The 23,649-nt window shown below is 63.3% G+C and carries 22 protein-coding genes and 1 other RNA gene; 11 read left to right on the top strand and 12 right to left on the bottom strand.

The features are described from left to right. Positions 1–34: 34 nt before the first annotated feature. Both ACM6IP_RS07715 and ACM6IP_RS07710 read left to right on the top strand, forming a co-directional pair. Positions 35–1,816 carry a GspE/PulE family protein gene (locus tag ACM6IP_RS07715; RefSeq protein WP_414861231.1) on the top strand — a complete coding sequence of 594 codons (1,782 nt, stop codon included), beginning with the start codon at positions 35–37 and terminating at the stop codon, positions 1,814–1,816. Between the two features lie 218 nt (positions 1,817–2,034). Beyond that, on the top strand, positions 2,035–2,352 hold the full coding sequence (locus ACM6IP_RS07710; RefSeq protein WP_095164712.1) for a DUF2388 domain-containing protein: 318 nt from the start codon (positions 2,035–2,037) through the stop codon (positions 2,350–2,352). A gap of 62 nt (positions 2,353–2,414) precedes the next feature. On the opposite strand, the gene gcvP is transcribed toward ACM6IP_RS07710, so the two are convergent. Next, a complete protein-coding gene (gcvP, locus tag ACM6IP_RS07705; protein ID WP_414861230.1) occupies positions 2,415–5,288 on the bottom strand; it encodes an aminomethyl-transferring glycine dehydrogenase in 2,874 nt (957 codons plus the stop codon). A 151-nt stretch (positions 5,289–5,439) separates the two neighbouring features. Between gcvP and ACM6IP_RS07700 the strand changes: the two genes are divergently transcribed. Continuing rightward, positions 5,440–6,579 carry a DegT/DnrJ/EryC1/StrS aminotransferase family protein gene (locus ACM6IP_RS07700; RefSeq protein WP_320333237.1) on the top strand — a complete coding sequence of 380 codons (1,140 nt, stop codon included), beginning with the start codon at positions 5,440–5,442 and terminating at the stop codon, positions 6,577–6,579. A 48-nt stretch (positions 6,580–6,627) separates the two neighbouring features. Here ACM6IP_RS07700 and gcvH read toward each other — a convergent pair whose 3' ends face one another. From gcvH to ACM6IP_RS07655, 9 genes are all read right to left on the bottom strand, one after another. Then, positions 6,628–7,011: a glycine cleavage system protein GcvH gene (gene gcvH / locus ACM6IP_RS07695; protein WP_095164716.1), complete on the bottom strand. Its 384-nt coding sequence runs from the start codon at positions 7,009–7,011 to the stop codon at positions 6,628–6,630. A gap of 51 nt (positions 7,012–7,062) precedes the next feature. Beyond that, the gene (gene gcvT, locus ACM6IP_RS07690) at positions 7,063–8,145 is read right to left on the bottom strand and encodes a glycine cleavage system aminomethyltransferase GcvT (protein WP_159998509.1); all 1,083 of its coding nucleotides are present in this window, start codon (positions 8,143–8,145) and stop codon (positions 7,063–7,065) included. Positions 8,146–8,300: 155 nt separating this feature from the next. Beyond that, a complete protein-coding gene (locus ACM6IP_RS07685; RefSeq protein WP_095164720.1) occupies positions 8,301–9,917 on the bottom strand; it encodes an ABC transporter permease in 1,617 nt (538 codons plus the stop codon). Between the two features lie 152 nt (positions 9,918–10,069). Then, positions 10,070–11,071, bottom strand: a complete 1,002-nt coding sequence (locus tag ACM6IP_RS07680; protein ID WP_095164722.1) for an extracellular solute-binding protein — start codon at positions 11,069–11,071, stop codon at positions 10,070–10,072. A gap of 130 nt (positions 11,072–11,201) precedes the next feature. Further along, positions 11,202–12,419, bottom strand: a complete 1,218-nt coding sequence (locus tag ACM6IP_RS07675) for a 2-octaprenyl-3-methyl-6-methoxy-1,4-benzoquinol hydroxylase (RefSeq protein ID WP_414861326.1) — start codon at positions 12,417–12,419, stop codon at positions 11,202–11,204. A gap of 9 nt (positions 12,420–12,428) precedes the next feature. Then, entirely contained in the window at positions 12,429–12,626 is a 198-nt protein-coding gene (locus ACM6IP_RS07670; protein ID WP_095164725.1) for a hypothetical protein, read from the bottom strand. Next, positions 12,619–13,806 carry a 2-octaprenyl-6-methoxyphenyl hydroxylase gene (gene ubiH, locus ACM6IP_RS07665; protein ID WP_095164727.1) on the bottom strand — a complete coding sequence of 396 codons (1,188 nt, stop codon included), beginning with the start codon at positions 13,804–13,806 and terminating at the stop codon, positions 12,619–12,621. The genes ACM6IP_RS07670 and ubiH overlap by 8 nt, the downstream gene beginning before the upstream one ends. Beyond that, positions 13,803–15,137 carry a Xaa-Pro aminopeptidase gene (gene pepP, locus ACM6IP_RS07660; RefSeq protein ID WP_095164729.1) on the bottom strand — a complete coding sequence of 445 codons (1,335 nt, stop codon included), beginning with the start codon at positions 15,135–15,137 and terminating at the stop codon, positions 13,803–13,805. The genes ubiH and pepP overlap by 4 nt, the downstream gene beginning before the upstream one ends. Positions 15,138–15,157: 20 nt before the next feature. Then, positions 15,158–15,715 carry a YecA family protein gene (locus ACM6IP_RS07655; RefSeq protein WP_095164731.1) on the bottom strand — a complete coding sequence of 186 codons (558 nt, stop codon included), beginning with the start codon at positions 15,713–15,715 and terminating at the stop codon, positions 15,158–15,160. 127 nt (positions 15,716–15,842) lie between these two features. Here ACM6IP_RS07655 and ACM6IP_RS07650 point away from each other — a divergent pair, with 127 nt between their 5' ends. From ACM6IP_RS07650 to ACM6IP_RS07635, 4 genes are all read left to right on the top strand, one after another. Further along, positions 15,843–16,052, top strand: a complete 210-nt coding sequence (locus ACM6IP_RS07650) for a TIGR02449 family protein (RefSeq protein WP_058413757.1) — start codon at positions 15,843–15,845, stop codon at positions 16,050–16,052. After that, on the top strand, positions 16,049–16,366 hold the full coding sequence (locus ACM6IP_RS07645; RefSeq protein WP_095164733.1) for a cell division protein ZapA: 318 nt from the start codon (positions 16,049–16,051) through the stop codon (positions 16,364–16,366). The genes ACM6IP_RS07650 and ACM6IP_RS07645 overlap by 4 nt, the downstream gene beginning before the upstream one ends. Positions 16,367–16,396: 30 nt before the next feature. Next, positions 16,397–16,575, top strand: a non-coding RNA gene (gene ssrS, locus ACM6IP_RS07640) — 6S RNA. 88 nt (positions 16,576–16,663) lie between these two features. Further along, positions 16,664–17,293: a 5-formyltetrahydrofolate cyclo-ligase gene (locus tag ACM6IP_RS07635; RefSeq protein WP_095165195.1), complete on the top strand. Its 630-nt coding sequence runs from the start codon at positions 16,664–16,666 to the stop codon at positions 17,291–17,293. Between the two features lie 3 nt (positions 17,294–17,296). On the opposite strand, the gene ACM6IP_RS07630 is transcribed toward ACM6IP_RS07635, so the two are convergent. After that, positions 17,297–17,443, bottom strand: coding sequence for a hypothetical protein (locus ACM6IP_RS07630; protein ID WP_174244601.1), 147 nt, complete (start codon positions 17,441–17,443; stop codon positions 17,297–17,299). A gap of 198 nt (positions 17,444–17,641) precedes the next feature. On the opposite strand from ACM6IP_RS07630, the gene ACM6IP_RS07625 reads away from it, so the two are divergent. The 4 genes from ACM6IP_RS07625 (at position 17,642) to ACM6IP_RS07610 (ending at position 23,032) form a co-directional block, all read left to right on the top strand. Beyond that, entirely contained in the window at positions 17,642–18,091 is a 450-nt protein-coding gene (locus ACM6IP_RS07625; protein WP_095164737.1) for an EVE domain-containing protein, read from the top strand. Between the two features lie 140 nt (positions 18,092–18,231). Next, positions 18,232–19,197 (top strand): efflux RND transporter periplasmic adaptor subunit, encoded by a 966-nt coding sequence (locus ACM6IP_RS07620; RefSeq protein ID WP_320333241.1) that lies wholly within the window; start codon positions 18,232–18,234, stop codon positions 19,195–19,197. Then, complete coding sequence (gene rbbA, locus ACM6IP_RS07615) at positions 19,194–21,914, top strand: ribosome-associated ATPase/putative transporter RbbA (protein ID WP_414861229.1); 2,721 nt, start codon at positions 19,194–19,196, stop codon at positions 21,912–21,914. The genes ACM6IP_RS07620 and rbbA overlap by 4 nt, the downstream gene beginning before the upstream one ends. After that, positions 21,914–23,032, top strand: coding sequence for an ABC transporter permease (locus ACM6IP_RS07610; protein WP_095164743.1), 1,119 nt, complete (start codon positions 21,914–21,916; stop codon positions 23,030–23,032). The genes rbbA and ACM6IP_RS07610 overlap by 1 nt, the downstream gene beginning before the upstream one ends. A gap of 139 nt (positions 23,033–23,171) precedes the next feature. On the opposite strand, the gene ACM6IP_RS07605 is transcribed toward ACM6IP_RS07610, so the two are convergent. Further along, the gene (locus tag ACM6IP_RS07605) at positions 23,172–23,588 is read right to left on the bottom strand and encodes a flagellar basal body-associated protein FliL (protein WP_095164745.1); all 417 of its coding nucleotides are present in this window, start codon (positions 23,586–23,588) and stop codon (positions 23,172–23,174) included. Positions 23,589–23,649: the final 61 nt, after the last annotated feature.

The following is a 23,649-nucleotide window of genomic DNA, read 5'->3' as shown; positions in this document are numbered from 1 at the left end:
CGCCGAGTGCAGGGTTATTGCCCAAGGAGTCCGGATGTCCGTTCAATTCGCCCCCCAGGATCGCTGGCTGGATTTCAATCAATTGCTGCGCGACCTGATCGCTCAAGGCGTGATCGGCCAGGCCGCAGCCGAACAGGCCCTGAGCGCACGCCGCAGCGCCGCTAACCATCAGTTGCACCCCTTGGAGCTACTCGCCGACCAACACCTGGCCGACTCCCTGCACGGCGGTCAGCCGCTGGACCTCGAACGCTTGACCCAATGGCTGGCGCAGCAGGCCGGCCAGCCCTATGTGCGCATCGACCCGTTGAAAATCCACGTCGCGCGCATCACCCCGTTGATGTCCTATGCCTTTGCCCAACGCCACGCAATTCTGGCGCTGGCAATCGACCGAGAGGCTGTCACCGTGGCCAGCGCGCAGCCCTACGTGCGCAGCTGGGAAGCCGACCTGAGCCATGTCCTGCAACTGCCAATCAGGCGCGTGGTGGCCAATCCGCTGGAGATCCGGCGCTATTGTGTGGAGTTCTATCGCCTGGCCAAATCGGTCATCGGCGCCAGCCATGGGGATCAGCCTCCCACCCCTCAGGGCAACTTCGAACAACTGCTCAACCTCGGCGCCAGTAACCAAGAGCCCGACGCCAATGACGCGCACATCGTCAATATCGTCGACTGGTTGTTCCAGTACGCCTTCCAGCAACGCGCCAGCGATATCCACATCGAACCGCGGCGCGAACAAGGCACCGTGCGCTTTCGCATCGACGGCGTGCTGCACAACGTCTACCAGTTCCCGCCGCAGGTCACCCTGGCAATGGTCAGTCGCCTGAAAAACCTGGGACGGATGAACGTCGCTGAAAAACGCAAACCCCAGGACGGCCGGGTCAAGACCAGGGCGCCAGAAGGCGGTGAAGTGGAATTGCGCCTGTCGACGCTGCCCACCGCCTTCGGGGAAAAACTGGTGATGCGCATCTTCGACCCCCAGGTGCTGCTCCAGGACTTCGATCAACTGGGCTTTGGCACCGACGACCTGCGCCGCTGGCAGGACATGACCCGCCAACCCAATGGCATCATCCTGGTCACCGGACCCACCGGCTCGGGCAAGACCACCACGCTCTACACCACCCTCAAGCAACTCGCGACACCCGAGATCAACCTCTGCACCATCGAGGACCCGATCGAGATGCTCGAGCCGGCGTTCAATCAGATGCAGGTCCAGCACAACATTGACCTGAGTTTTGCCAGCGGCGTACGCGCCCTGATGCGCCAGGACCCGGACATCATCATGATCGGTGAAATCCGCGACCTGGAAACCGCCGAGATGGCCATCCAGGCGGCGCTCACTGGACACTTGGTGCTATCGACCCTGCACACCACCGATGCGCCAAGCGCCATCAGCCGTCTGCTGGAACTGGGTATCGCGCCCTATCTGATCAAGGCCACCGTGCTCGGCGTCATGGCCCAGCGCCTGGTGCGCACCCTGTGCCCGCACTGCAAGGCACCGCTGGCCCTGGACGCCGACACCTGGCACAGCCTGAACCAACCCAGTCACGTGCCTATGCCCCACCAGGCGTGCCACGCCGTCGGTTGCCTGGAGTGCCGCGACAGCGGCTATCGCGGCCGCGCCGGGGTCTACGAAATCATGCTACTGAGCGCTAGTCTCAAGGCCCTGATCGGCGCCGACAGCGACCTGCCGGCCATCCGCCGCCAGGCCGCCCGGGATGGCATGCGCAGCCTGCGCCTGGCGGGTGCGGAAAAGGTCGCGCAAGGCTTGACCACCGTCGAAGAAGTGCTGCGGGTCACGCCACAAACTGAAGCAAAGTAAAGCGTGTCTGCTGCAAGCCCGCGCCACTAGACTCGGGCCTGTACCTTTATTGCCTGCGTGGCCAGGAGGCCCGACACCCAGGAGGGGACCAGAGCACATGCAGTGGGCCTTGATGGGATGGCGATCCTGATTGAGCAGGTTGATTAGCGTCACGGAACTCAGTTGCGGTTTTCCGATCATAACCGCCAGTCATTTATCCCATTGGAGTCAACTTACTTATGCGTGTAAAACTAGCTGCCGCTACCCTTGCCCTGCTCTCCCTGTCTGCCGGGTCCGCTATGGCCGATACTTTCTGGCGCAATGTCATCTCCTCGGGGGCGACCACCGCTTCCACCTACCTGACCTCCAAGGACCACAAGATGGTGCTTGCCGCCCAGGACGACGCCGGGAGCTTCGTGGCCAGTGATGGCAACATTCGTGGCCCGTTCCTCGAGTCGGCGCTGCAAAAAGTCCGTGCCGACAACCCGGGCCTACAGGCCACCGACATGGAATTGGCCAACGCGATCCTGGCCAACAACACCCTCGCGCAACAGTAACTCGTTGTCGAAAGCAAAATGCCGCTCGTTCGAGCGGCATTTTTTTGCCTGGCAATCAGCCCTTATCGATACTCATCCAGCGGCACGCAGGCACAGAATAGATTGCGATCGCCGTAGACGTTGTCCACCCGATTCACCGTCGGCCAGTACTTGTGCGCCCGGGTGTGGGCATCCGGGGTCACCGCCTGTTCAATGCTGTAGGGCCGCTCCCAGACCCCGGTAACGTCCGCCAGGGTATGGGGCGAGCGCTTCAGCGGGTTGTCGTCGGCCGGCCAGTTGCCGTTCTGCACTTCGGTAATTTCCGCGCGGATACTCAACATCGCACCGATAAAACGGTCCAGCTCCGCCTTGGACTCACTTTCGGTGGGCTCGACCATCAAGGTCCCCGCCACCGGGAACGACATGGTCGGCGCATGGAAGCCGTAGTCCATAAGACGCTTGGCCACGTCCTCTTCACTGATCCCGGTCTGGGCCTTGAGCGGTCGCAGATCAAGGATACATTCGTGGGCCACCCGCCCGTTACGCCCACTGAACAGCACCGGGAAGGCGCCAGACAGGTGTTCGGCCAGGTAGTTGGCCGACAGGATCGCCACTTCGCTGGCATCGGCCAGTTGCGGGCCCATCATTGCAATGTACATCCAACTGATCGGCAGGATGCTTGCACTGCCCCAGGGCGCGGCGCTGACTGCAGTGTTCTTGGGGTCCGGACCATCCAGCGGCACTACCGGGTGATTGGCCACGAACGGCGCCAAGTGCGCGCGCACGCCAATCGGTCCCATCCCCGGACCGCCGCCACCGTGGGGAATGCAGAAGGTCTTGTGCAGATTCATGTGGGACACATCGGCACCGATATCCGCCGGCCGCGCCAGCCCGACCTGCGCGTTGAGGTTGGCGCCGTCCATGTACACCTGACCGCCGTGGCTGTGGATAACTTCGCAGATCGCGCTGATGCCCTCCTCGTACACCCCATGGGTCGAGGGGTAGGTGGCCATCAGGCAGGCCAGCTTGTCAGCGGCCGCTGCGGCTTTGTTCTTCAAGTCGTCAAGGTCGACGTTGCCGGCAGCGTCACACTCGACGATCACCACCTGCATCCCGGCCATCTGCGCCGACGCCGGGTTGGTGCCATGGGCCGATGCCGGGATCAGGCAGATATCGCGCGCACCCTGCTGACGGCTTTCGTGATATTTGCGGATCGCCAACAACCCGGCATATTCGCCCTGGGCGCCGGAGTTGGGCTGCATGCAGATCGCATCGAAACCGGTGATCGCACACAACCAGCGCTCCAGCTCGTCGATCATCAACCCGTAGCCCGTCGCCTGCTCTTTCGGGGCAAAGGGGTGCAGGTTGGCGAAACCTGGCCAGGTAATGGGGATCATCTCGCTGGTGGCGTTGAGTTTCATGGTGCAGGAGCCCAGTGGGATCATCGACTGGTTAAGCGCCAGGTCCTTGTTCTCCAGTTGCTTGAGGTAGCGCAGCATCTCGGTTTCACTGTGGTGCGCGTTGAACACCGGGTGGCGCAAGTAACCACTGGTGCGCAGCAACCCTGCCGGGATGCCCGAGGCCAGCGCCTGCCCATCCAGTTCGGCCACCTGCAGTCCATGGTCGGCACCGAGGAACACGTCGAACAGTTTCGCCACCGTGCTTTCGTCGCAGCTTTCGTCGAGGCTCAGGCCGACCTGGCCGCGACCGAGAATCCGCAGGTTGATCTGCGCCGTCTTGGCCGATTCGATGATTGCCGTCTGGCTGCCGCCGACTTCCAGGGTCAGGGTGTCGAAAAATTGCTGGTTGAGCCGGGTAATGCCGTTGCGCTCAAGGCCGGCGGCGAGGATGCACGTCAGGCGGTGCACCCGTTGCGCAATGCGCTTGAGGCCCTGCGGGCCGTGGTAGACCGCATAGAAGCTGGCAATATTGGCCAGCAGCACCTGGGCGGTGCAGATGTTCGAGTTGGCCTTCTCGCGGCGGATATGTTGCTCGCGGGTTTGCAAGGCCATGCGCAGGGCAACATTGCCCCGGGCGTCTTTCGAGACACCGATGATGCGCCCGGGAATCGCCCGCTTGTATTCGTCACGGCTGGCGAAAAACGCCGCATGCGGGCCGCCATAACCCATGGGCACGCCAAAGCGCTGGGACGAACCGAACACCACGTCGGCGCCCATCTCACCGGGCGGGGTCAGCAACAACAGGCTCAACAGGTCGGCAGCCACGCAGGCCAGGGCCTGTTGGGCGTGCAGGTGGTCGATCAACGGCCGCAGGTCACGAATCTCGCCGTGGGTGTCGGGGTACTGCAGCAGCGCGCCAAACACCTGGTGCCGGGGCAAGTTATCCACAGCGTCGACGATCAGTTCGAAGCCAAACCCCTCGGCCCGGGTCTGCACCACGGAAATAGTCTGCGGATGGCAGTTTTCGTCGACGAAGAACAGATTGCTTTTCGACTTGGCCACACGCTTGGCCAAGGCCATGGCTTCCGCCGCCGCCGTGGCTTCATCGAGCAGCGACGCGTTGGCCAGCTCCAGGCCTGTCAGGTCGATGGTCAATTGCTGGAAATTGAGCAGCGCCTCGAGCCGGCCCTGGGCGATTTCCGGCTGGTACGGGGTATAGGCCGTATACCAACCGGGGTTTTCCAGCACATTACGCAGGATCACGGCGGGCGTCAGGGTGCCGTGGTAGCCCATGCCGATCAGGCTGGTCCAGACCTCATTCTGTTCGGCATAACCGCGCAGCTTGGCCAGGGCGCTCTGCTCGTCCAGGGCCGGGGGCAGGTCCAGCGGTCGATTCAGGCGAATGCCCGGCGGTACCGTCTGCTCGATCAACTCGACCCGGCTGCCAAGCCCGAGACTGTCGAGCATGGCCTGCTGCTCGGCGGCGTCCGGCCCCAGGTGGCGGCGCAGGAAGGCATTGGGATCGCGTAACTGGCTCAAGCTGGGCAACTGGGACATGACGGGCTCTCTCTTGAATGGCGCTCAGCGTCTGTTCAACTCGGTTCTGGCAGCATAGCTGCCCTGTGCGCACGGTATGGTGTCTTCGGCCAATCGGAGCCATTCTGTGCAGCGCATCACCCACGTCCGCCACTCGGGTCCCCAGATCGCCATGAGCCAACAGCCTTTCCTGCCGTTTTCCAAACCCGTCATCGATGAAGCCACTATTGCCGCCGTAGGCGATGTCCTGCGCTCCGGCTGGATCACCAGCGGGCCCAAGGTCCAGGCCTTCGAAGCCCAGCTGTCCGAGTATTTCGGCGGCCGGCCGGTGCGTACATTCAACTCGGGCACCTGCACCATGGAGATCGCCTTGCGCATCGCCGGGATCGGCGCCGGTGATGAAGTGATCACTACACCGATCTCGTGGGTGGCCACGGCCAACGTGATTCTCGAAGTCGGCGCCACCCCGGTGTTCGCCGACATCGACCCGATCACCCGCAACATCGACCTGGACCGACTCGAAGCCGCCATCACCCCGCGCACCAAGGCAATAATCCCGGTGTACCTGGCCGGGTTGCCACTGGACATGGAGCGCCTGTACGGCATTGCGCGCAAGCACGGCCTGCGCATCGTCGAGGATGCCGCCCAAGCGCTGGGCTCAAGCTGGAATGGGCAGCGCATCGGGGCGACGGGGGACTTCGTGTCGTTCAGTTTCCAGGCGAACAAGAACGTCACCTGCTCGGAGGGCGGCTGCCTGGTGCTGAACAACGCGCAAGAAGCGCGGCTGGCCGAGAAGTACCGTCTGCAAGGCGTGACCCGCAGCGGTTTTGATGGCCTGGACGTGGACGTGCTGGGTGGCAAGTTCAACATGACCGACGTCGCCGCCGCCATCGGCCTGGGTCAGTTTGCCGGGATCGAGGCGATCACCGCCCATCGCCGCATGCTGGCGCAACATTACTTCGCGTGTTTTGGCGGTGATTTCGAGGCCCGGTACGGTGCACAGCTACCGCCGGCCGATTTCACCCAGAGCAACTGGCACCTGTTCCAGCTGGTGCTGCCAGAACGTGCGGATGGCCAACCGGCACGGGCCACGTTCATGGAGAAGATGCAGGCGCTGGGGGTTGGCGTCGGTTATCACTACCCGCCGATTCATCTGCTGAGTCTGTACCGCGAGCGCGGTTTCAAGGACGGGATGTTCCCGGTGGCCGAGCGGGTTGGCCGGCTGATCGTGTCGCTGCCGATGTTCACGAGCATGAGCACCGATGATGTCGAGCGGGTTGTCGCGGCGGTAAAAGCAGTTCTACAAAAATGACACTGTGGGTGCTTGCAGGCTGTGCATGCACCCCACAGGTTGGCGTGATTACTCGCCGATGGCCGCCTTGTAGCCAGCCGCGTCGAGCAATTTGTCGAGGTCGGCGCTGTTGCTTGGCTTGAGCTTGAAGATCCACGCACCGTACGGGTCGGAGTTGAGCAGCTCGGGGTTGGCGCTCAGTTCTTCGTTGATCGCGATCACTTCGCCGGCAACCGGGGAGTAGATGTCCGAGGCAGCCTTGACCGACTCCACCACGCCCGCCTGATCGCCAGCGCCGAACGCAGTGCCCACTTCGGTCAGCTCAACGAAGACCACGTCACCCAAGGCTTCCTGGGCATGATCGCTGATGCCCACGGTCACGCTGCCATCGGCTTCCAGACGGGCCCATTCGTGACTTTCGGCAAAACGCAGGTCGGCAGGGATATCGCTCATGTTCTGTGTCCTCAAGAAGAAATGTCAGCGGTATTGGTCCGCCGGAAATAGTTAGATCAAGGTTTTGCCATGACGCACGAAGGTCGGTTTTACCACCCGGACCGGGTACCACTTGCCACGGATTTCCACTTCGGCGCGGTCGGCGGTAGCCATCGGCACCCGCGCCAGGGCGATCGATTTGCTAAGCGTAGGAGAGAAACTACCACTGGTGATCTCTCCTTCGCCAACATCGGCGATACGAACCACCTGGTGCGCCCGTAAAACCCCACGCTCCTCGAGTACCAGGCCGACCAGTTTGTGCTGTACGCCGGCGGCAAGCTCGGCCTCCAACGCGGCCCGGCCGATGAACTGACGAGTGGCCGGTGCCCAGGCGATGCTCCAGGCCATGTTCGAGGCCAGTGGCGAAACATCCTGGTGGATGTCCTGGCCATAAAGGTTCATGCCCGCCTCAAGGCGCAAGGTGTCGCGCGCGCCGAGACCGATGGGCGAAATGCCGGCACCGACCAGATCGTTGAAAAAGCCCGGCGCCTGGCTGGCCGGCATGGCAATTTCCAGGCCGTCTTCGCCGGTATAGCCGGTACGGGCGATGAACCAGTCACCGTCGTACTGGCCTTCGAAGGGCTTGAGTTGCTGGATCAGTGCACCGCGCGCCTGCGTTACCAGCTCGGCAATTTTCTGCCGAGCGTGCGGGCCCTGGATGGCCAGCATCGCCAGTTCGCTGCGCTCGTGCAGTTGCACTTGATAGTCGCCGACTTGCGCCTGCATCCAGGCCAGGTCCTGGTCCCGAGTGGCAGCGTTCACTACCAGGCGGTAACAGTCTTCCAGGCGATAGACGATCATGTCGTCGACCACCCCGCCCCGCTCATTGAGCATGGTGCTGTACAGGGCACGGCCGCAGTTGTGCAGGCGTTCGACATCATTGGCCAGTAAATACTGGAGCCAGGCCTTTGCCTGGGGGCCGCTGACATCGATCACGGTCATGTGGGACACATCAAAAACCCCACAGTCGCGACGCACCTGATGGTGCTCCTCGACCTGCGAGCCGTAATGCAGTGGCATATCCCAACCGCCAAAATCGACCATCTTCGCGCCGAGGGCGAGATGAAGGTCATACAGAGGCGTACGCTGTCCCATGGGTTTCTCCTTCCGGGCGTGGCGAAGGTGCGGACAGGCGCTGGTTGGTTGAAAGCCTTGAAATAGAAGGCTTTCAGTCAATTTCAGGAACCTGGTCTGAAGGACGATCCACACCGAATGCCGCGCATTGTAGCCGCATGATGTAGGACTGGCACCTAACCGATTCGCTGAGCCGAACGCCGGATCAAGCCAATCACCGGTAACAGGCCCACCAGAATCAGGCTCAAGGCGGGCAACGAGGCCCGCGCCCATTCGCCTTCACTGGTCATTTCGAAAATCCGCACAGCCAGCGTGTCCCAGCCAAACGGGCGCATCAGCAAGGTCGCCGGCATTTCCTTGAGCACATCGACGAACACCAGCAGCGCTGCGCTCAGGGTGCCGGGCAGCAACAATGGCAGATACACTTTGAAAAACAGTCGTGGCCCACTCACTCCCAGGCTGCGGGCGGCTTCCGGCAATGAGGGGCGAATCCGCGCCAGGCTGTTTTCCAGCGGCCCGTAGGCCACCGCGATGAACCGCACCAGGTACGCCAGCAGCAAGGCCGACAGACTACCCAGCAGCAGCGGTTTACCGGCACCGCCCAGCCAGCTCGACAGGGGCACCACCAGTTCACGGTCCAGGTAACTGAACGCCAGCATGATCGACACCGCCAGCACCGAGCCGGGCAAGGCGTAGCCGATATTGGCCACGCTGATCCCGGAGCGGATCGCCCGGGTCGGCGCCAGGCGCCGGGCGAACGCCAGCAGCAGCGCGACGCTGACGGTGATCAGCGCGGCCATGGCGCCCAGGTACAGGGTGTGCAGGATCAGCCCGGCATACCGCTCGTCGAGATCGAAGCGCCCGCGCTGCCAGAACCACGCCAGCAGTTGCAGCAAGGGAATGACAAATGCGCAGGCGAACACCAGGACACACCAACTGCTGGCCGCCAGCGCCTTGAAGCCATGCAGGTGATAGAGCGCCTTGCCCCGTGGCCGCTCGTTGCTCGCTCGGCTGGCGCCCCGCGCACGGCGCTCGCCGTACAGCAACAGCATCACCACCAGCAGCAACAGGCTGGCCAGTTGGGCCGCGCTGGACAGGCTGAAGAAGCCATACCAGGTCTTGTAGATCGCAGTGGTGAAGGTATCGAAGTTGAACACCGAGACCGCGCCGAAGTCCGCCAGGGTCTCCATCAATGCCAAGGCCACACCGGCACCGATCGCCGGTCGCGCCATAGGCAGGGCCACTCGCCAGAAGGCTTGCCAGGGGGATTGGCCGAGCACCCGCGCCGCTTCCATCAAGCCCTTGCCCTGGGCCAGGAACGCCGTGCGGGCGAGCAGGTAGACGTAGGGATAGAACACCAGCACCAGCACCAGTATCACCCCGCCAGTGGAGCGCACCCGTGGCAGGCGCAGGCCACTGCCGAACCATTCACGCAGCAGGGTCTGTACCGGGCCGGAGAAGTCCAGCAAGCCGACAAACACGAAGGCCAGGACGTAGGCCGGAATGGCAAAGGGCAGCATCAATGCCCAGTCCAGCCAGCGCCGGCCGGGAAACTCGCAAAGGCTGGTGAGCCAGGCCAGGCTGACGCCCAGCAGCGTGACGCCAACGCCAACCCCGAGGATCAGGGTCAAGGTGTTGCCCAGCAGACGCGGCATCTGGGTGTCCCACAGGTGCGACCAGATCTGCAGGTCGACGCTCTGCCACGACAGCAGCAGTACGCTCAGGGGCAGCAGCACCAGGGCGGCGACAGTGAAAACCAGCGGATACCAGCGACGTTGTGCGGGATGGGCCAAGGGATGTCTCGAAAAAGGCGGGGCCGGGGGAGCGAAGGCTAACAGCTTTGTTTTGTGCAGAGGAGATTGCCCCCCATAGGTCCTGCACAAAACCAGTGGGAGCGAGCTTGCTCGCTCCTACAAATAGCTCGGGGGTGGCCCCCCTTGATAACTCAGTTCCAGCCAGCGCGGTCCATCAGGCGAATCGCTTCGGCCTGGCGCAGGCCAGCCACTTCGACCGGCAGGGTGTCCGGGATGAATTTGCCCCAGGCCTCGACTTCAGCCGACGGCTTGACGTTCGGGTTGGCCGGGAACTCCTGGTTGACGTCGGCGAAGATCTTCTGGGCTTCGGCAGTGGTCATCCACTCCACCAGGGCCTTGGCGGCTTCCGGGTGTGGCGCATGCTTGGTCAGGCCAATGCCCGACAGGTTGACGTGCACGCCACGGTCGGCCTGGTTTGGCCAGAACAGTTTGACCGGCAGTTCCGGCTTCTGCTTGTGCAGGCGGCCGTAGTAATAGGTGTTGACGATGCCGACGTCGCACTGCCCGGCGGCGATGGCTTCGAGCACGGCGGTGTCATCGGAGAACACGTCAGTGGCGAGGTTGTTGACCCAGCCCTTGATGATTTCCTCGGTCTTGCCGGCGCCATGGGTTTCGATCAGGGTCGCGGTCAACGACTGGTTGTAGACCTTCTTCGCCGTGCGCAGGCACAGGCGGCCTTCCCACTTCTTGTCGGCCAGGGCTTCGTAGGTGGTCATTTCCTCAGGCTTGACCCGCTCGGTGGAGTAGGCCAGCGTCCGTGCACGCAGGCTCAGGCCGGTCCAGGCGTGGGACGCGGCGCGGTATTGCAGGGGAATGTTGGTATCGATCACCTTCGAGGTGAACGGCTGCAGGATGCCCATCTGCTCGGCCTGCCAAAGGTTGCCGGCGTCGACGGTCAGCAGCAGGTCGGCGGTGGCGTTTTCACCTTCGGCCTTGATGCGCTGCATCAGCGGCGCTTCCTTGTCGGTGATGAACTTCACTTTGACACCGGTTTTCTCGGTGTAGGCATCGAAGACCGGCTTGATCAGCTCATCGATACGCGAGGAGTAGACCACCACTTCGTCGGCGGCCTGCGCCGTGGTGCCAATCAGGGTCAGGGCGATGGCTGTCAGTAGACGCTTCGGTGCCAACATGGGAGCGGTCTCTCGATATCAGAAATGAGGCCAAATGATAAGGAGTCACATTTGCCATCTCAACCGATCCCTCTGTGGAGGAGTTACCAGATGTTGCACGGCCTCGCTGAGGCTCGCCCCAACCGCCCCCTCAAGCCTTGGCCAGCTCCGGCAGATCACCGCTCAAGCCCAGCGCCTGGCGCACGAACAGCGCCTTGGCCTCGGGCATCTGGTCGACCAGCTTCAAGCCGGTATTGCGCAACCAGCGCACGGGCAAGGGATCGGCCTGGAACAAGCGCTCGAAGCCTTCCATCGCCGCCATTAACGCCAGGTTGTGGGGCATGCGCCGGCGTTCGTAGCGGCTCAATACTTTCACATCCGCCAACCGCTCGCCCCGTGCCGTTGCTTGCAACAGCACCTCGGCCAGCACCGCGGCATCGAGGAAACCCAGGTTGACCCCCTGCCCGGCCAACGGGTGAATGGTGTGCGCGGCGTCACCGATCAGCGCCAGGCCTTCGGCCACATAGCGCTTGGCGTGGCGCTGGCGCAGGGGCACACAGAGGCGCGGGTCGGCACTCAGCACCTGGCCCAGGCGCCCTTCGAAAGCGCGCGTAAGCTCTGCACAGAAAGCCTGCTCGTCCAGCCCCATCAGGCGCTCGGCTTCGCTGGGGGTGGTCGACCAGACGATCGAGCACCAATCCTGCTGGCCGTCGCGCGCAAGGGGCAGGAAGGCCAGCGGGCCGTGATCGGTAAAACGCTGCCAGGCCGTCATCTGGTGTGGCCGGGAGCTGCGCACACTGGTGACGATGGCGTGGTGCAGATAATCCCATTCCCGGGTCGCCACCCCGGTCAAGCGTCGCACGGCCGAGTTGGCGCCATCGGCGGCGATCACCAAGGGCGCGCGCAAGGTCCGGCCATCGGCCAGGGTCAGCAGCCAATCGTCGCCGGAGCGCCGCATCTGCTCCAGGCGCGCATTGGCCAGCAGGCCCAGGTCGCAGTCGTGCAGACGGTCGAGCAACGCATCCTGCACCACGCGGTTCTCGACGATATGTCCCAGGACTTCGGCGTGCACGCTGGCGGCAGAAAAGTGAATCTGCCCGGTGCCGCTGCCGTCCCACACCTGCATGTCGCAGTAGGGACTGCTACGGCGCCGCAGCACACCGTCCCACACTCCCAGGCGCTCGAGAATGCGCTGGCTGGCGGCCGACAAGGCACTGACTCGCGGCTCGAACGCCGATTGCCCATCGAAGGGTTTGACACTCATCGGGCTGCCATCGAGCAGCAGGACTTCCAGGCCACTGTTCTGGAGGGCCAGTGCCAAGGCACTGCCGACCATCCCGGCCCCGACAATCAGCAGATCTGCGCGCATTTCCATGCTTTAAGCCTGTCTCGCTTGCGGCTTGAGCCGCACGTAAAGGGTTTTTTCGACCCGGGCTACCAAGGTGCCAGCGCCGTCGTGAATGTCATCGCTGATAGGGCGCACCCGCACGCCCGCGCCGAGGTACGGCGGGTAGAAACCCATGAACCAACGCAGCAACCGCGCCTTGCCCAGCCGCCGGGTCAGCCACTTAACCATCGGCCCGGGTTCCCAACCCCATGGCCTGGCGAGCGAACCAGCGCTTGGCCGGCGGTAACAGATCGAGCCCCAGCAGGCCGAGGTTGCGGCCCAGGGACACCAGTGGCTGGGTGCTGCCAAACAAACGGGTGACCTGGTCGGAGAAACCCACGGTGAGGTTCTGGTCCAGGCGCTGGCGCTCGCGATAGGCCTGCAAGGTGGCGAAGTCGCCCGCCGGCTGGTCACTGCCAAGCAGGGCTTCAGCCAGGGCCTGGGCGTCGCGCAGCGACAGGTTGAAGCCCTGCCCGGCTATCGGATGCAGGCTGTGGGCGGCGTTACCGAGCACTGCCAGGTGCGGGCGCACCTGCTCCTCGGCCTCGATCAGCGACAGCGGATACAGATGCCGCGCGCCCACTTGTTTGAGCGTCCCCAGGCGATAGCCGAACACGCCCTGCAATTCACTGAGGAAACTGCGTTCATCCAGCTGCGCCAGGCGTTGTGCGTCCATGCCCAGGCGGGTCCAGACCAGCGCACAGCGATTTTCCGGCAGCGGCAACAGGGCCATCGGGCCGTCATCGGTGAACCGTTCGAACGCCATGCCGTTGTGGGCTTCGCTGGGCGTGATGTTGGCGATCAGCGCGCTCTGGTTATAGGGACGCGTCTTGACGCCAATCCCCAACTGCTCGCGCAACCCCGAGCGGCCGCCGTCGGCCAGCACCGCTAGGTCGCAATCCAGGCTGGTTTCATCGTTGAGGGTCAGGCGGTAGCCATCTACCAAGGGCTCCATGCGCGTGACCTCGGCTGGGCAACGCCAGGTGATCACGTCCTTGTCCAGACCCTGCCACAGGCATTGGCCGAGCCAGGCGTTTTCCACCACATAACCGAGCGCCGGAACGCCCTCTTCCATGGCGGACAGGCGGGCGGTGGAAAACCGTCCACGGTCGGAGACGTGAATCTGCTTGATCGGCTCGGCCCGGCGGGAGATCTCCTGCCACAGGCCCAGGCGCTGGTAGATCTGCCGGGCACCGAAGGACAACGCCGAGGAACGTGCGTCGTAGCTGGGCTGGTAGCTGTCACCGGGGGCGAAGGGTTCGATCAGCACGATCTTCCAGCCACGGGCCTTGGCCCCGGCCTGCAGCGCCAACGCCAGGCTGGCGCCCACCAGCCCGCCACCGATGATCGCCAGGTTGACCCGGCTCATGCCGCTTGGCCCCGTGCCGCGGCCATAAGGGCCTCGATCTCGGCGACTGTCTTGGGTACGCCACGGGTCAGGATTTCACAGCCTTGCTTGGTTACCACCACGTCATCCTCGATGCGCACGCCAATGCCGCGCCATTTCTTCGCCACCTGCAGATTGTCCGGAGCAATGTAGATGCCCGGCTCGACGGTCAAGGCCATGCCGACTTCCAGCACCCGCCATTCACCACCCACCTTGTACTCACCCACGTCGTGCACATCCATGCCCAGCCAATGGCCGGCGCGGTGCATGTAGAACGCCTTGTAGGCTTCGCTGGCGATCAGTTCGTCAACGTCGCCCTGCAACAGGCCCAGGTGCACCAGCCCGGCGGTAATCACCTGGACCGTCGCCTCGTGGGCCTGGTTCCAGTGCTTGTTCGGCGCGATCTGGGCAAAGGCCGCTTCCTGGGAAGCCAGCACCAGTTCGTAGATCGCCTTCTGCTCCGCGGTGAACGTGCCGTTGACCGGCCAGGTGCGGGTGATATCGCTGGCATAGCAGTCGATTTCACACCCGGCGTCGATCAATACCAGGTCACCGTCCTTGAGCACCGCGTCGTTCTGCTGGTAATGCAGGATGCAGCTGTTGCGCCCGGCAGCGACGATCGAGCCGTAGGCCGGCATTTTCGCCCCACCCTTGCGGAACTCGTAATCCAGCTCCGCTTCCAGGCTGAACTCATGCAGCCCGGCACGGCTGGCCTGCATTGCACGAACATGGGCCTGGGCGGAAATCCGCGCCGCCTCGCGCATCACCTTCACTTCTGCCGCCGATTTATACAGGCGCATGTCGTGCAGCAGATGATCCAGGGCAACAAATTCGTTCGGCGGCTGCGCACCCAGGTGCGCCTTGGAGCGGATCACGTTGATCCAGTCCATCAAATGCCGATCGAATTCCGGATTGCTGCCCATGGCCGAGTAAACCCGGTCGCGGCCTTCGATCAGGCCCGGCAGGATGTCGTCGATGTCGGTGATCGGAAAGGCGTCGTCGGCCCCGAAGTCGCGAATTGCGCCCTCCTGGCCGGCGCGCAGGCCATCCCACAACTCGCGTTCGACGTTGCGTTCACGGCAAAACAGCAGGTATTCGCCGTGCTCGCGGCCAGGCATCAAGACGATGACGGCTTGAGGCTCGGGGAAACCACTGAGGTACTGGAAGTCGCTGTCCTGGCGATACACGTGCTCGACGTCACGGTTGCGGATCGCCACGGCGGCGGCCGGCAGGATTGCGATGCTGTTGGGTTCCATCTGCGCCATCAGCGCCTTGCGCCGGCGCGCGTATTCCGACTTCGGGATATGGATCATGGGCAGATGGGGATCCTTTCTTAGTGCAGCGACGGCTTGGGTGCAGCCGGTACAACCGGTTTTTTGGTCTCGGCGAACAGCAGCAGCGGCGCAACGCGCAGGTATTCCATCACTTCCATATAGTCGCTTTCACCGTCTTCGGACTCTTCCAGGGCGTCTTGCACCTGGGAGATGGCAGCGAGGTCTTGCAGCACTTCACGGGCATCGGTGCTCAGATCCAGGCCGGAGGCGTTGACGCCGAAGCCGTGGAGGAAGCCCTGGCACCATTGGCCCAGCGCGGCAGCACGCTCGGTAAGCGGCGCGTCGTCGGTTGGCAGCAGCAGGACTACAGTGACTTCGTCGCCCGTCAACTCGCCCTTGACCATTTCCTGCAGGCCGATCAGCGCGTTGCGTACGTTTTCCGCAGGTTCGGTTTCCAGCAGTTCGGCGACATCCGCCAGCCAGTTGTCGGCATCAAAGCCAACACCGGTGCAACTGCGGCCCAGCAGCACGCCGTGAAGCTCGGCAGGAGAGCAAGGATGGCCGCTGGTGCTCAGCAGGGTGGCAAAGGCGTTATACGGGGAATTCTGATTGGTCATGGGCAGCTAGGCGCCAAGCGGCGCTATGTCTAGAATGAAGGCCTTGTATCCTACATCGACAGACTCGCCAAGACTATTAAAGGCTGTCCGCCAGTTACCGCCCATCAGACAAAAACCGTGGAACGCTATGGAAGACACCGACCTGCAAGCGCTGATGGCCAGACTCGAACTGCTAATTACCCGGGTCGAGCAACTTAAGGGCCAAAACGGACTCTTATTAGCTCAGGAAAAGACCTGGCGCGAGGAACGCGCGCACCTCATTGAAAAAAATGAAATCGCCCGGCGTAAGGTCGAATCGATGATTTCGCGCCTCAAGGCCCTGGAGCAAGACTCATGAGTTCAAGCAATAGCGTTACCGTGCAGATTCTCGACAAAGAGTATTCGATCATCTGCCCACAGGAAGAGCGCAGCAACCTGGTGAGCGCTGCCCGTTACCTGGACGGCAAGATGCGCGAAATCCGCAGCAGCGGCAAAGTCATCGGCGCCGACCGCATCGCAGTGATGGCTGCCTTGAACATAACCCACGACCTGTTGCACAGCCAGGAACGACCGGACGTGCAGGCCAGCGGCTCGACTCGCGAGCAAGTGCGCGACCTGCTCGATCGTGTGGATCTGGTGCTGGCCACCGATCCGGATGTCAGCAAAGGCTGATTCCTCGGGGTGGTTGCGGTATACTCGCGCCACTCCCTGGGGTGCTTGCCAGTTGACGATGTCCCTGAGCCGATTCGCACTACCCTGGAGGTTGCACGTTGGGCTGGTGTGCATGTCCGCTAGACGGAAAGCCTGAAAGCCTACTGCATCTTCCACCTTGAACTTTCGGGTTCAAGGGCTAAGTCAGCAGCGGTTCATCCGGGGAGCCTGATTCAAGCCGATGCCAGCCCATGCTGGCATCGGCTTTATTACGCGACCACCGTGCTGGTGCCCTCGCCACTCGAACAGCCCATGACGATGACCGAACCTGCGCCGCTTTCCCGCCCGCAACTTCGACGCAAGCTGCGCCAGGCCCGCCGCGCACTGAGCGCCAGCCAGCAACGCCAAGCCGCCCACGGGCTGTATCGGCAACTGGCCCAACACGCGCTGTTCCGCCGCGCCAGACACATCTCCCTGTACCTGCCCACCGACGGTGAAATCGATCCGCGCCTGCTGCTGCGTGCGGCACAGCGCCGGGGCAAGGCTACCTACCTGCCGGTGCTCAGCGCCTGGCCACGCACCAAGATGGTGTTCCAGCGCATTCGCCCGGGCGAAAAACTGCGGCCCAATCGTTTCCGCATTCTCGAACCACGGGCCAACCAGGCCCGCCAGCGCAAGGTCTGGACCTTGGACCTGGTGCTGCTGCCATTGGTCGGCTTTGATCAGGAAGGTGGACGCCTGGGCATGGGCGGTGGGTTTTATGACCGCAGCCTGGCTTACCTGGCACGCCGCCAGAGCTGGCGCAAGCCAACGCTGCTGGGCCTGGCCCATGAATGTCAGAAGGTCGCGAAGCTGGATCAGGCGAGCTGGGATGTGCCGTTGCAAGGAACGGTGACTGATCGCCAGTGGTATGTCGCGGGTCCGCTGGCAGCGAACCCTGTTGCGTGAAGATCAGCGCTTGAAGGGTTGAATCTGTTGCGCGAGCTCGAGCGGAGCATCGGTTTTGTTCGCCCACAGGCTCTGCGCGTAGCCGGTAGTCACCACACCCAAACCGAACACTATGACCAGAACCCAGAGTAAATCCGGTTTGCGTTTCATCGATTGCCCCCCTCAAGGCATTTCACACACGATGTCAGCAGCGGTGTCCGTTACAGGCCGTGCTTGCCGCGTCTTGCTTAAAAGTCCGGCATTTTGCGGTAACGTGAGGCGACACGCAAACGCTGGCGTCAACCGACCGTCGGTTTGTCATGTATTTGCCGGAACCCTTTTCCGCCCCCCTCTCCTGGAGCAAAAAAGATGGCCTATTGGCTGATGAAATCCGAGCCCGACGAGCTCTCGATCAAGGGCCTGGAAAAGCTCGGGCAAGCCCGCTGGGACGGGGTTCGCAACTATCAGGCCCGCAACTTCCTGCGGGCCATGGCGGTGGGTGACGAGTTCTTCTTCTATCACTCCAGTTGCCCGGAGCCGGGAATTGCCGGGATTGGCAAGATCGTCGAAGCCGCCTACCCGGACCCGACGGCCCTCGATCCGCAAAGCCACTACCACGACCCCAAGGCCAACGCCGAAAAAAATCCCTGGAGCGCGATCGACGTCGCGCACGTGGACACCTTCGCCAAGGTGCTCAAGCTCGATTACCTCAAGCAGCAAGCGGCATTGGCAGAGATGCCCCTGGTGCAAAAAGGCAGCCGGCTGTCGGTGATGCCGGTCACGGCCGAGCAATGGGCGGCGGTGCTCGCCTTGCGCTGAACAGCAGAACCCGGCGGTCACGCCCGCAGCGGATGCATAAGCCCCCAGTAAGGGTTAGGCTCGCCTTTCATTTGACGGGCATCAAGTCGCCACTGCGCTGAACCCGTCAGACTAGGACGCTACAGTTGCAGGATGCACTCATGTCGACAAACCATCGCTCATCCCGTCTATTTGCCGTTTCGTTAATGGTCCTGCTGGTCGCCGCCGGCGGTTTCGGCTATTGGAAATCCCTGCGCGACCGCCTGCCCGAAGGCCTGAGCATGGGCAATGGGCGGCTTGAAGCCACCGAAGTGCAGATTGCCAGCAAGCTCCCCGGACGCCTCGCCGACGTGCATGTCGACGAAGGCGACAAGGTGCTCAAGGGCCAGTTGCTGGCGCGCATGGACACCCGCACCCTGGAGGCCCAGCGCAACCAGGCCGAGGCCGAGGTGCTGCGCGCCCGGCAAAACTACGCGGCGGCCGAGGCCAATGTGCAGTTGCGCCAAAGCGAACTGCTGCTGGCCAGCCAGGAAATCAAGCGCTCACGGGAACTGTTCAATCGCGGTTTCGCCAGCCAGCAGATTCTCGACCAGCAGCAGGCTCGCCTGAATACCGGCAACGCTGCAGTCCAGGCCGCCAATGCCCAGGTCGCGGCAGTGCAGGCGGCGATCGGTGCAGCCCAGGCGCAAGTCGCGCAACTGACCAGTGAAATCGAAGACAGCAGCCTGCGGGCCCCCATCGACGGGGTGATCCAGCTGCGCCTGGCGGAACCGGGCGAAGTACTCGGTGCCGGCGGCCGGGTACTGCTGTTGATCGACCCAAACGACCAGTACATGAACCTCTATCTGCCGGCCTCGGTCACTGGGCGCCTGACCGTCGGTGCCGAGGCGCGCATCCTGCTCGACGCCCTGCCCGACCGGCCATTGCCGGCCAGAATCAGTTTTGTCGCGGCCAAGTCGCAGTTCACCCCCAAGGAAGTGGAAACCCGTGACGAGCGGCAAAAGCTGGTGTTCCGGGTCAAGCTCAAACTGACTGACCCGGCCGCCGTGCCCGAGGCCAAACCGGGAATGCCGGGCGCCGGTTATGTGCGCACGGCGACGGTGGACTGGCCGGCCAACCTGCAATGAGCGCCCTGGCGCTGCAGGCCAAAGGCCTGTGCCATGCCTACGGCGCACAACAGGCACTGATCGACATCGCGTTCAGCCTACCCAGCGGCACACGCTGCGGCCTGATCGGCCCCGATGGTGCGGGCAAATCCAGCCTGCTGGGGCTGATTGCCGGGGTGAAGAAACTACAACGCGGAGACCTGCAGGTGCTGGGCGGATCTATCGACCAGCGCCGCCATCGCAACAGCCTGTACCCGCGCATCGCCTTCATGCCCCAGGGCCTGGGTGGCAACCTGTATCCGGACCTGTCGATCAACGAGAACATCCGCTTCTTCGCCACCCTGTTCGGCCTGTCGAAGGACGAGTGCGAACAACGCATGCAGAGCCTGTTGCTGGCCACCGACCTGGCACGGTTTGCCGAGCGGCCGGCGGGCAAGCTGTCCGGCGGGATGAAACAGAAACTCGGCCTGTGCTGCGCGCTGATCCATGAACCGGACCTGCTGATCCTCGATGAGCCGACCACCGGCGTCGACCCGCTGTCCCGCCGGCACTTCTGGGAGTTGGTAGAAGATGTCCGCCGCCAGCGCCCACAACTGACCCTGCTGGTCGCCACCGCTTATATGGAGGAGGCCGAACAGTTCGAGCACTGCCTGATGCTCGACGCCGGCAAGCTGATCGCCGACGGCCTGAGTCGCGACCTGGCAGCCGTGACCCCCAGCGGCAAACTGGACGATGCGTTCACCTACTTTCAAGGTGACCGCAAACGCAGTAGCCAACCGCTGGTTATTCCACCGCGCCCCCACGACAACCTCGACATCGCCATCCAGGCCCACGAACTGACCCTGCGCTTCGGCGACTTCACGGCCGTGAACAAGGTCAGCTTTGCCATCGGTCGTGGCGAGATTTTCGGTTTCCTCGGCTCCAACGGCTGCGGCAAGACCACCACCATGAAGGTCCTCACCGGCCTGATGCCAGCCAGCGAAGGCAGCGCCACGTTGCTCGGCAAACCGGTGGATGCCAAGGACCTGGCTACGCGCAAGCGGGTCGGTTTCATGTCGCAGAGCTTCTCGCTCTACGGCGAACTCAGCGTGCGCCAGAACCTCGAGTTGCACGCGCGGCTGTTCGACTTGCCCAAGGCCGAGAGCGCCACGCGCATCGAGGAACTGATCCAGCGGTTCGACCTGGGCAGCATTGCCGGGCAACAGTCGGGAGCACTGCCGCTGGGCTTGCGACAGCGCTTGTCACTGGCGGTCGCGGTACTGCACCGCCCGGAAGTGCTAATCCTCGACGAACCGACTTCCGGCGTCGACCCGGCCGCCCGGGATGATTTCTGGCGACTGCTGATCGAGCTGTCCCGCGAGCAAGGGGTGACGATCTTCCTGTCGACCCACTTCATGAATGAAGCCCAGCGCTGTGACCGGATCTCGCTGATGCACGCTGGCAAGGTGCTGGCCTGCGACACCCCGGCGGCGCTGCAGCAGCAGTTTGCTGGAGACACCCTGGAAGACGCCTTCGTCCGCTGCCTGCAAGATGCGCAGGACGCCAGCCCGGCGCCGCCACCCCCGGCAGCGGTCAACGCCGCGACAGCTCCGGCACCCACGGGCGGCGCCGCATTCAGCCTGCGGCGGTTGATTGCCGTGGCCAGCCGCGAGGGCAAGGAGTTGCTGCGCGACAAAGTGCGCCTGGCCTTCGCCCTCGCCGGGGCCTTGTTCATGATGGTGATCTTTGGCTACGGCATCTCCCTGGACGTCGAGAAACTGGCTTTCGCCGTCTACGACCAGGACCAGACCCCGCAAAGCCGCGCTTACCTCGAGGCGTTTCGCGGCTCGCGCTACTTCGCCGAACAAGCGCCTATCCACGATGCCAGGCAATTACACCAGCGCCTGCAACGCTCGGAAATCAAGCTTGCACTGGAAATTCCCCCAGGCTTCGGCCGCGATCTGTACGCCGGGCGTCAACCGGCCGTGGCCGCGTGGCTCGATGGCGGCATGCCGTTTCGTGCAGAGACCAGCCGCAACTACGTCGAGGCGGTGCACCAGGCCAACCTCGAGCAACTCGCCGCGCAAAGCAGCCCGGCGCTCAACCAACGCCCGGCGGCCAGACTGGAAACGCGCTTTCGCTACAACCAGGACGTGGTCAGCGTGAACGCCATCGGCCCGGGAGTCATGGCGCTGATCCTGGCTTTCATCCCGGCCATGCTCACCGCGCTGGGCATCGTCCGGGAAAAAGAGCTGGGCTCGATCACCAACTTCTACGCCACGCCGCTGACCCGCCTGGAGTTCCTGCTGGGCAAGCAGGCGCCCTACCTGGCCGTCAGCCTGGTCAATCTCGGCTTACTGGTGGCGATGAACCGCTGGCTGTTCGGCGTGCCGTTCAAAGGCAGCGGTCTGACCCTGGCCTTCGGTGGCCTGCTCTATGTGCTGGCGACCACCAGCATGGGCCTGCTGATTTCGGCGTTCACCCGCACCCAGATCGCCGCCATCCTCGGCACCATGATTATCACCAGCCTGCCGACCATCCAGTTCTCCGGCCTGATCGTGCCGCGTTCCTCGCTCGAAGGCGCCGCAGCCCTGATGGGGCAATTGTTCCCAGCCGGCTACTTCCTCGACATCGCCGTCGGCACCTTCACCAAAGCCCTGGATGTGCGCCAGTTGTGGCCACAGTGCCTGGCACTGTTCGGGTTTTTCCTTGGTTTCACCGGGCTGAGCCTGATCATGCTCAAGAAGCAGGAGGTCTGATGCACCAGCTCTCGCACATCCTGCGCCTGGGGCTCAAGGAGCTCACGAGCCTGCGCCACGACAGCGTCTTGCTGCTGTTCTTGCTGTACGCCTTCAGCGTGGCGATCTACATGCCCGCCGCCGGCTCGGTGATCGGGGTCAACAACGCCAGTGTGGCGATCGTCGACGAAGACCACAGTCATCTCTCGCGCCAGCTCGCCGACGCCCTGCAACCGCCGCAGTTCCAGGCTGCCGTGCCGCTGCCTTACGACCAGTTGGACCAAGTCATGGACCGCGGGCAGTACACCTTTGTGATCAACGTGCCGGCCAACTTCCAGGCCGACCTCCTGGCGGGTCGCTCGCCGGCCGTGCAGGTCAACGTCGACGCCACCGCCATGAGCCAGGCCTTCATGGGGGCCGGCTACATCGGGCGGATCTTCCAGCGTGAACTGCTCAACTATGGCGGGCAGCCGGATACGGCCAGCAAGGCACCGGCCCTGCTGACCACCCGCGCACTGTTCAACACCAACCTGGAGGGAGGCTGGTTCCTGGCGGTGATCCAAATCGTCAACAACATCACCATCCTCGCCATCGTCCTGACCGGTACCGCGCTGCTGCGCGAGCGCGAACACGGCACCCTCGACCATTTGCTGGTGCTGCCGCTGACGGCGCTGGAAATCATGCTGGCGAAAATCGGCAGCAACATGCTGGTGGTGGTGCTGTGCACCTGGGTGTCGTTGGAGGTGGTGGTCAAAGGGCTGTTGGGAGTTCCGCTAGCGGGCTCCCTGGGGCTGTTCCTGCTGGTGACTGCGCTGTATCTGTTCGCGAGCACGGCGCTGGGGATATTCCTCGCAACCCTGGCCCGCTCGACACCGCAGTTCGGCCTGCTGGCGATTCCGGTGATCATTCCGATGCTGCTGCTCTCGGGCGGCAGCACCCCGCTGGACAGCATGCCGCAGTGGCTGCAGTGGGTGATGCAGGGCTCGCCCTCCACCCACTTCGTCAGCCTCAGTGCGGCGATCCTGTTCCGCGATGCCGCGCTCGACGTGGTCTGGCCGGACCTGCTGGCACTGGCAGTGATCGGCCTGGCGTTCTTTGCGATTGCCCTGGCGCGGTTTCGCAAGAGCCTGGCGTCCTGACAGACCGCTATCGCGAGCAAGCCGCAAGCGGGCACTCGCTCCCACAATGGCTCTGGGTGCCCACAGATCCCGCATACACGCCACAAACCCTGTGGGAGCGAGCTTGCTCGCGATGGGGCCCGAACAAACGCCAGAAACCCTATTGGATGATCAGGTTGTTGAACAACAGATCGTCCACCATCGGCTTGCCGGTTTCGTCGTTCATCACTTGCTGGGTCTGCTTCAGGGCTTCCTGGCGCAGTTTTTCCTTGGCTTCGACGTTGTTCATGGTCTCGCTGGTTTGCTGGCCGAACAGCGCCACCAGTTGGTTACGAATCAACGGCTCATTGGCCTTGACCGCCTTGGCGGCTTCCTCGCCGGTGACCCGCAGCGCCACGTCGGCTTTATAGACCTTGAGCCTGGCCGTGCCATCCAGGCCGTAATTGCCCACGAACGGCGGGGTCAGACTGATATAGCTGACCTTCGGCGCTTCGCCCTCTTTGGCTTCCTTGGCTTCTTCGGCCTGCGCTGCCATAGGCAGCGACAGGGCCAGCATCAACATGATCCACGCTTTCACACTTCGCTCCTTATCCGGTTTGCGGCCTAGCATAACCATCCACCCCCCAGCGCCCAAGCGC

This window comes from Pseudomonas sp. IT-P176 (genome assembly GCF_949767245.1).
Classification (GTDB): Bacteria; Pseudomonadota; Gammaproteobacteria; order Pseudomonadales; family Pseudomonadaceae; genus Aquipseudomonas.
This window is presented reverse-complemented; position numbering and strand designations above follow the sequence as displayed.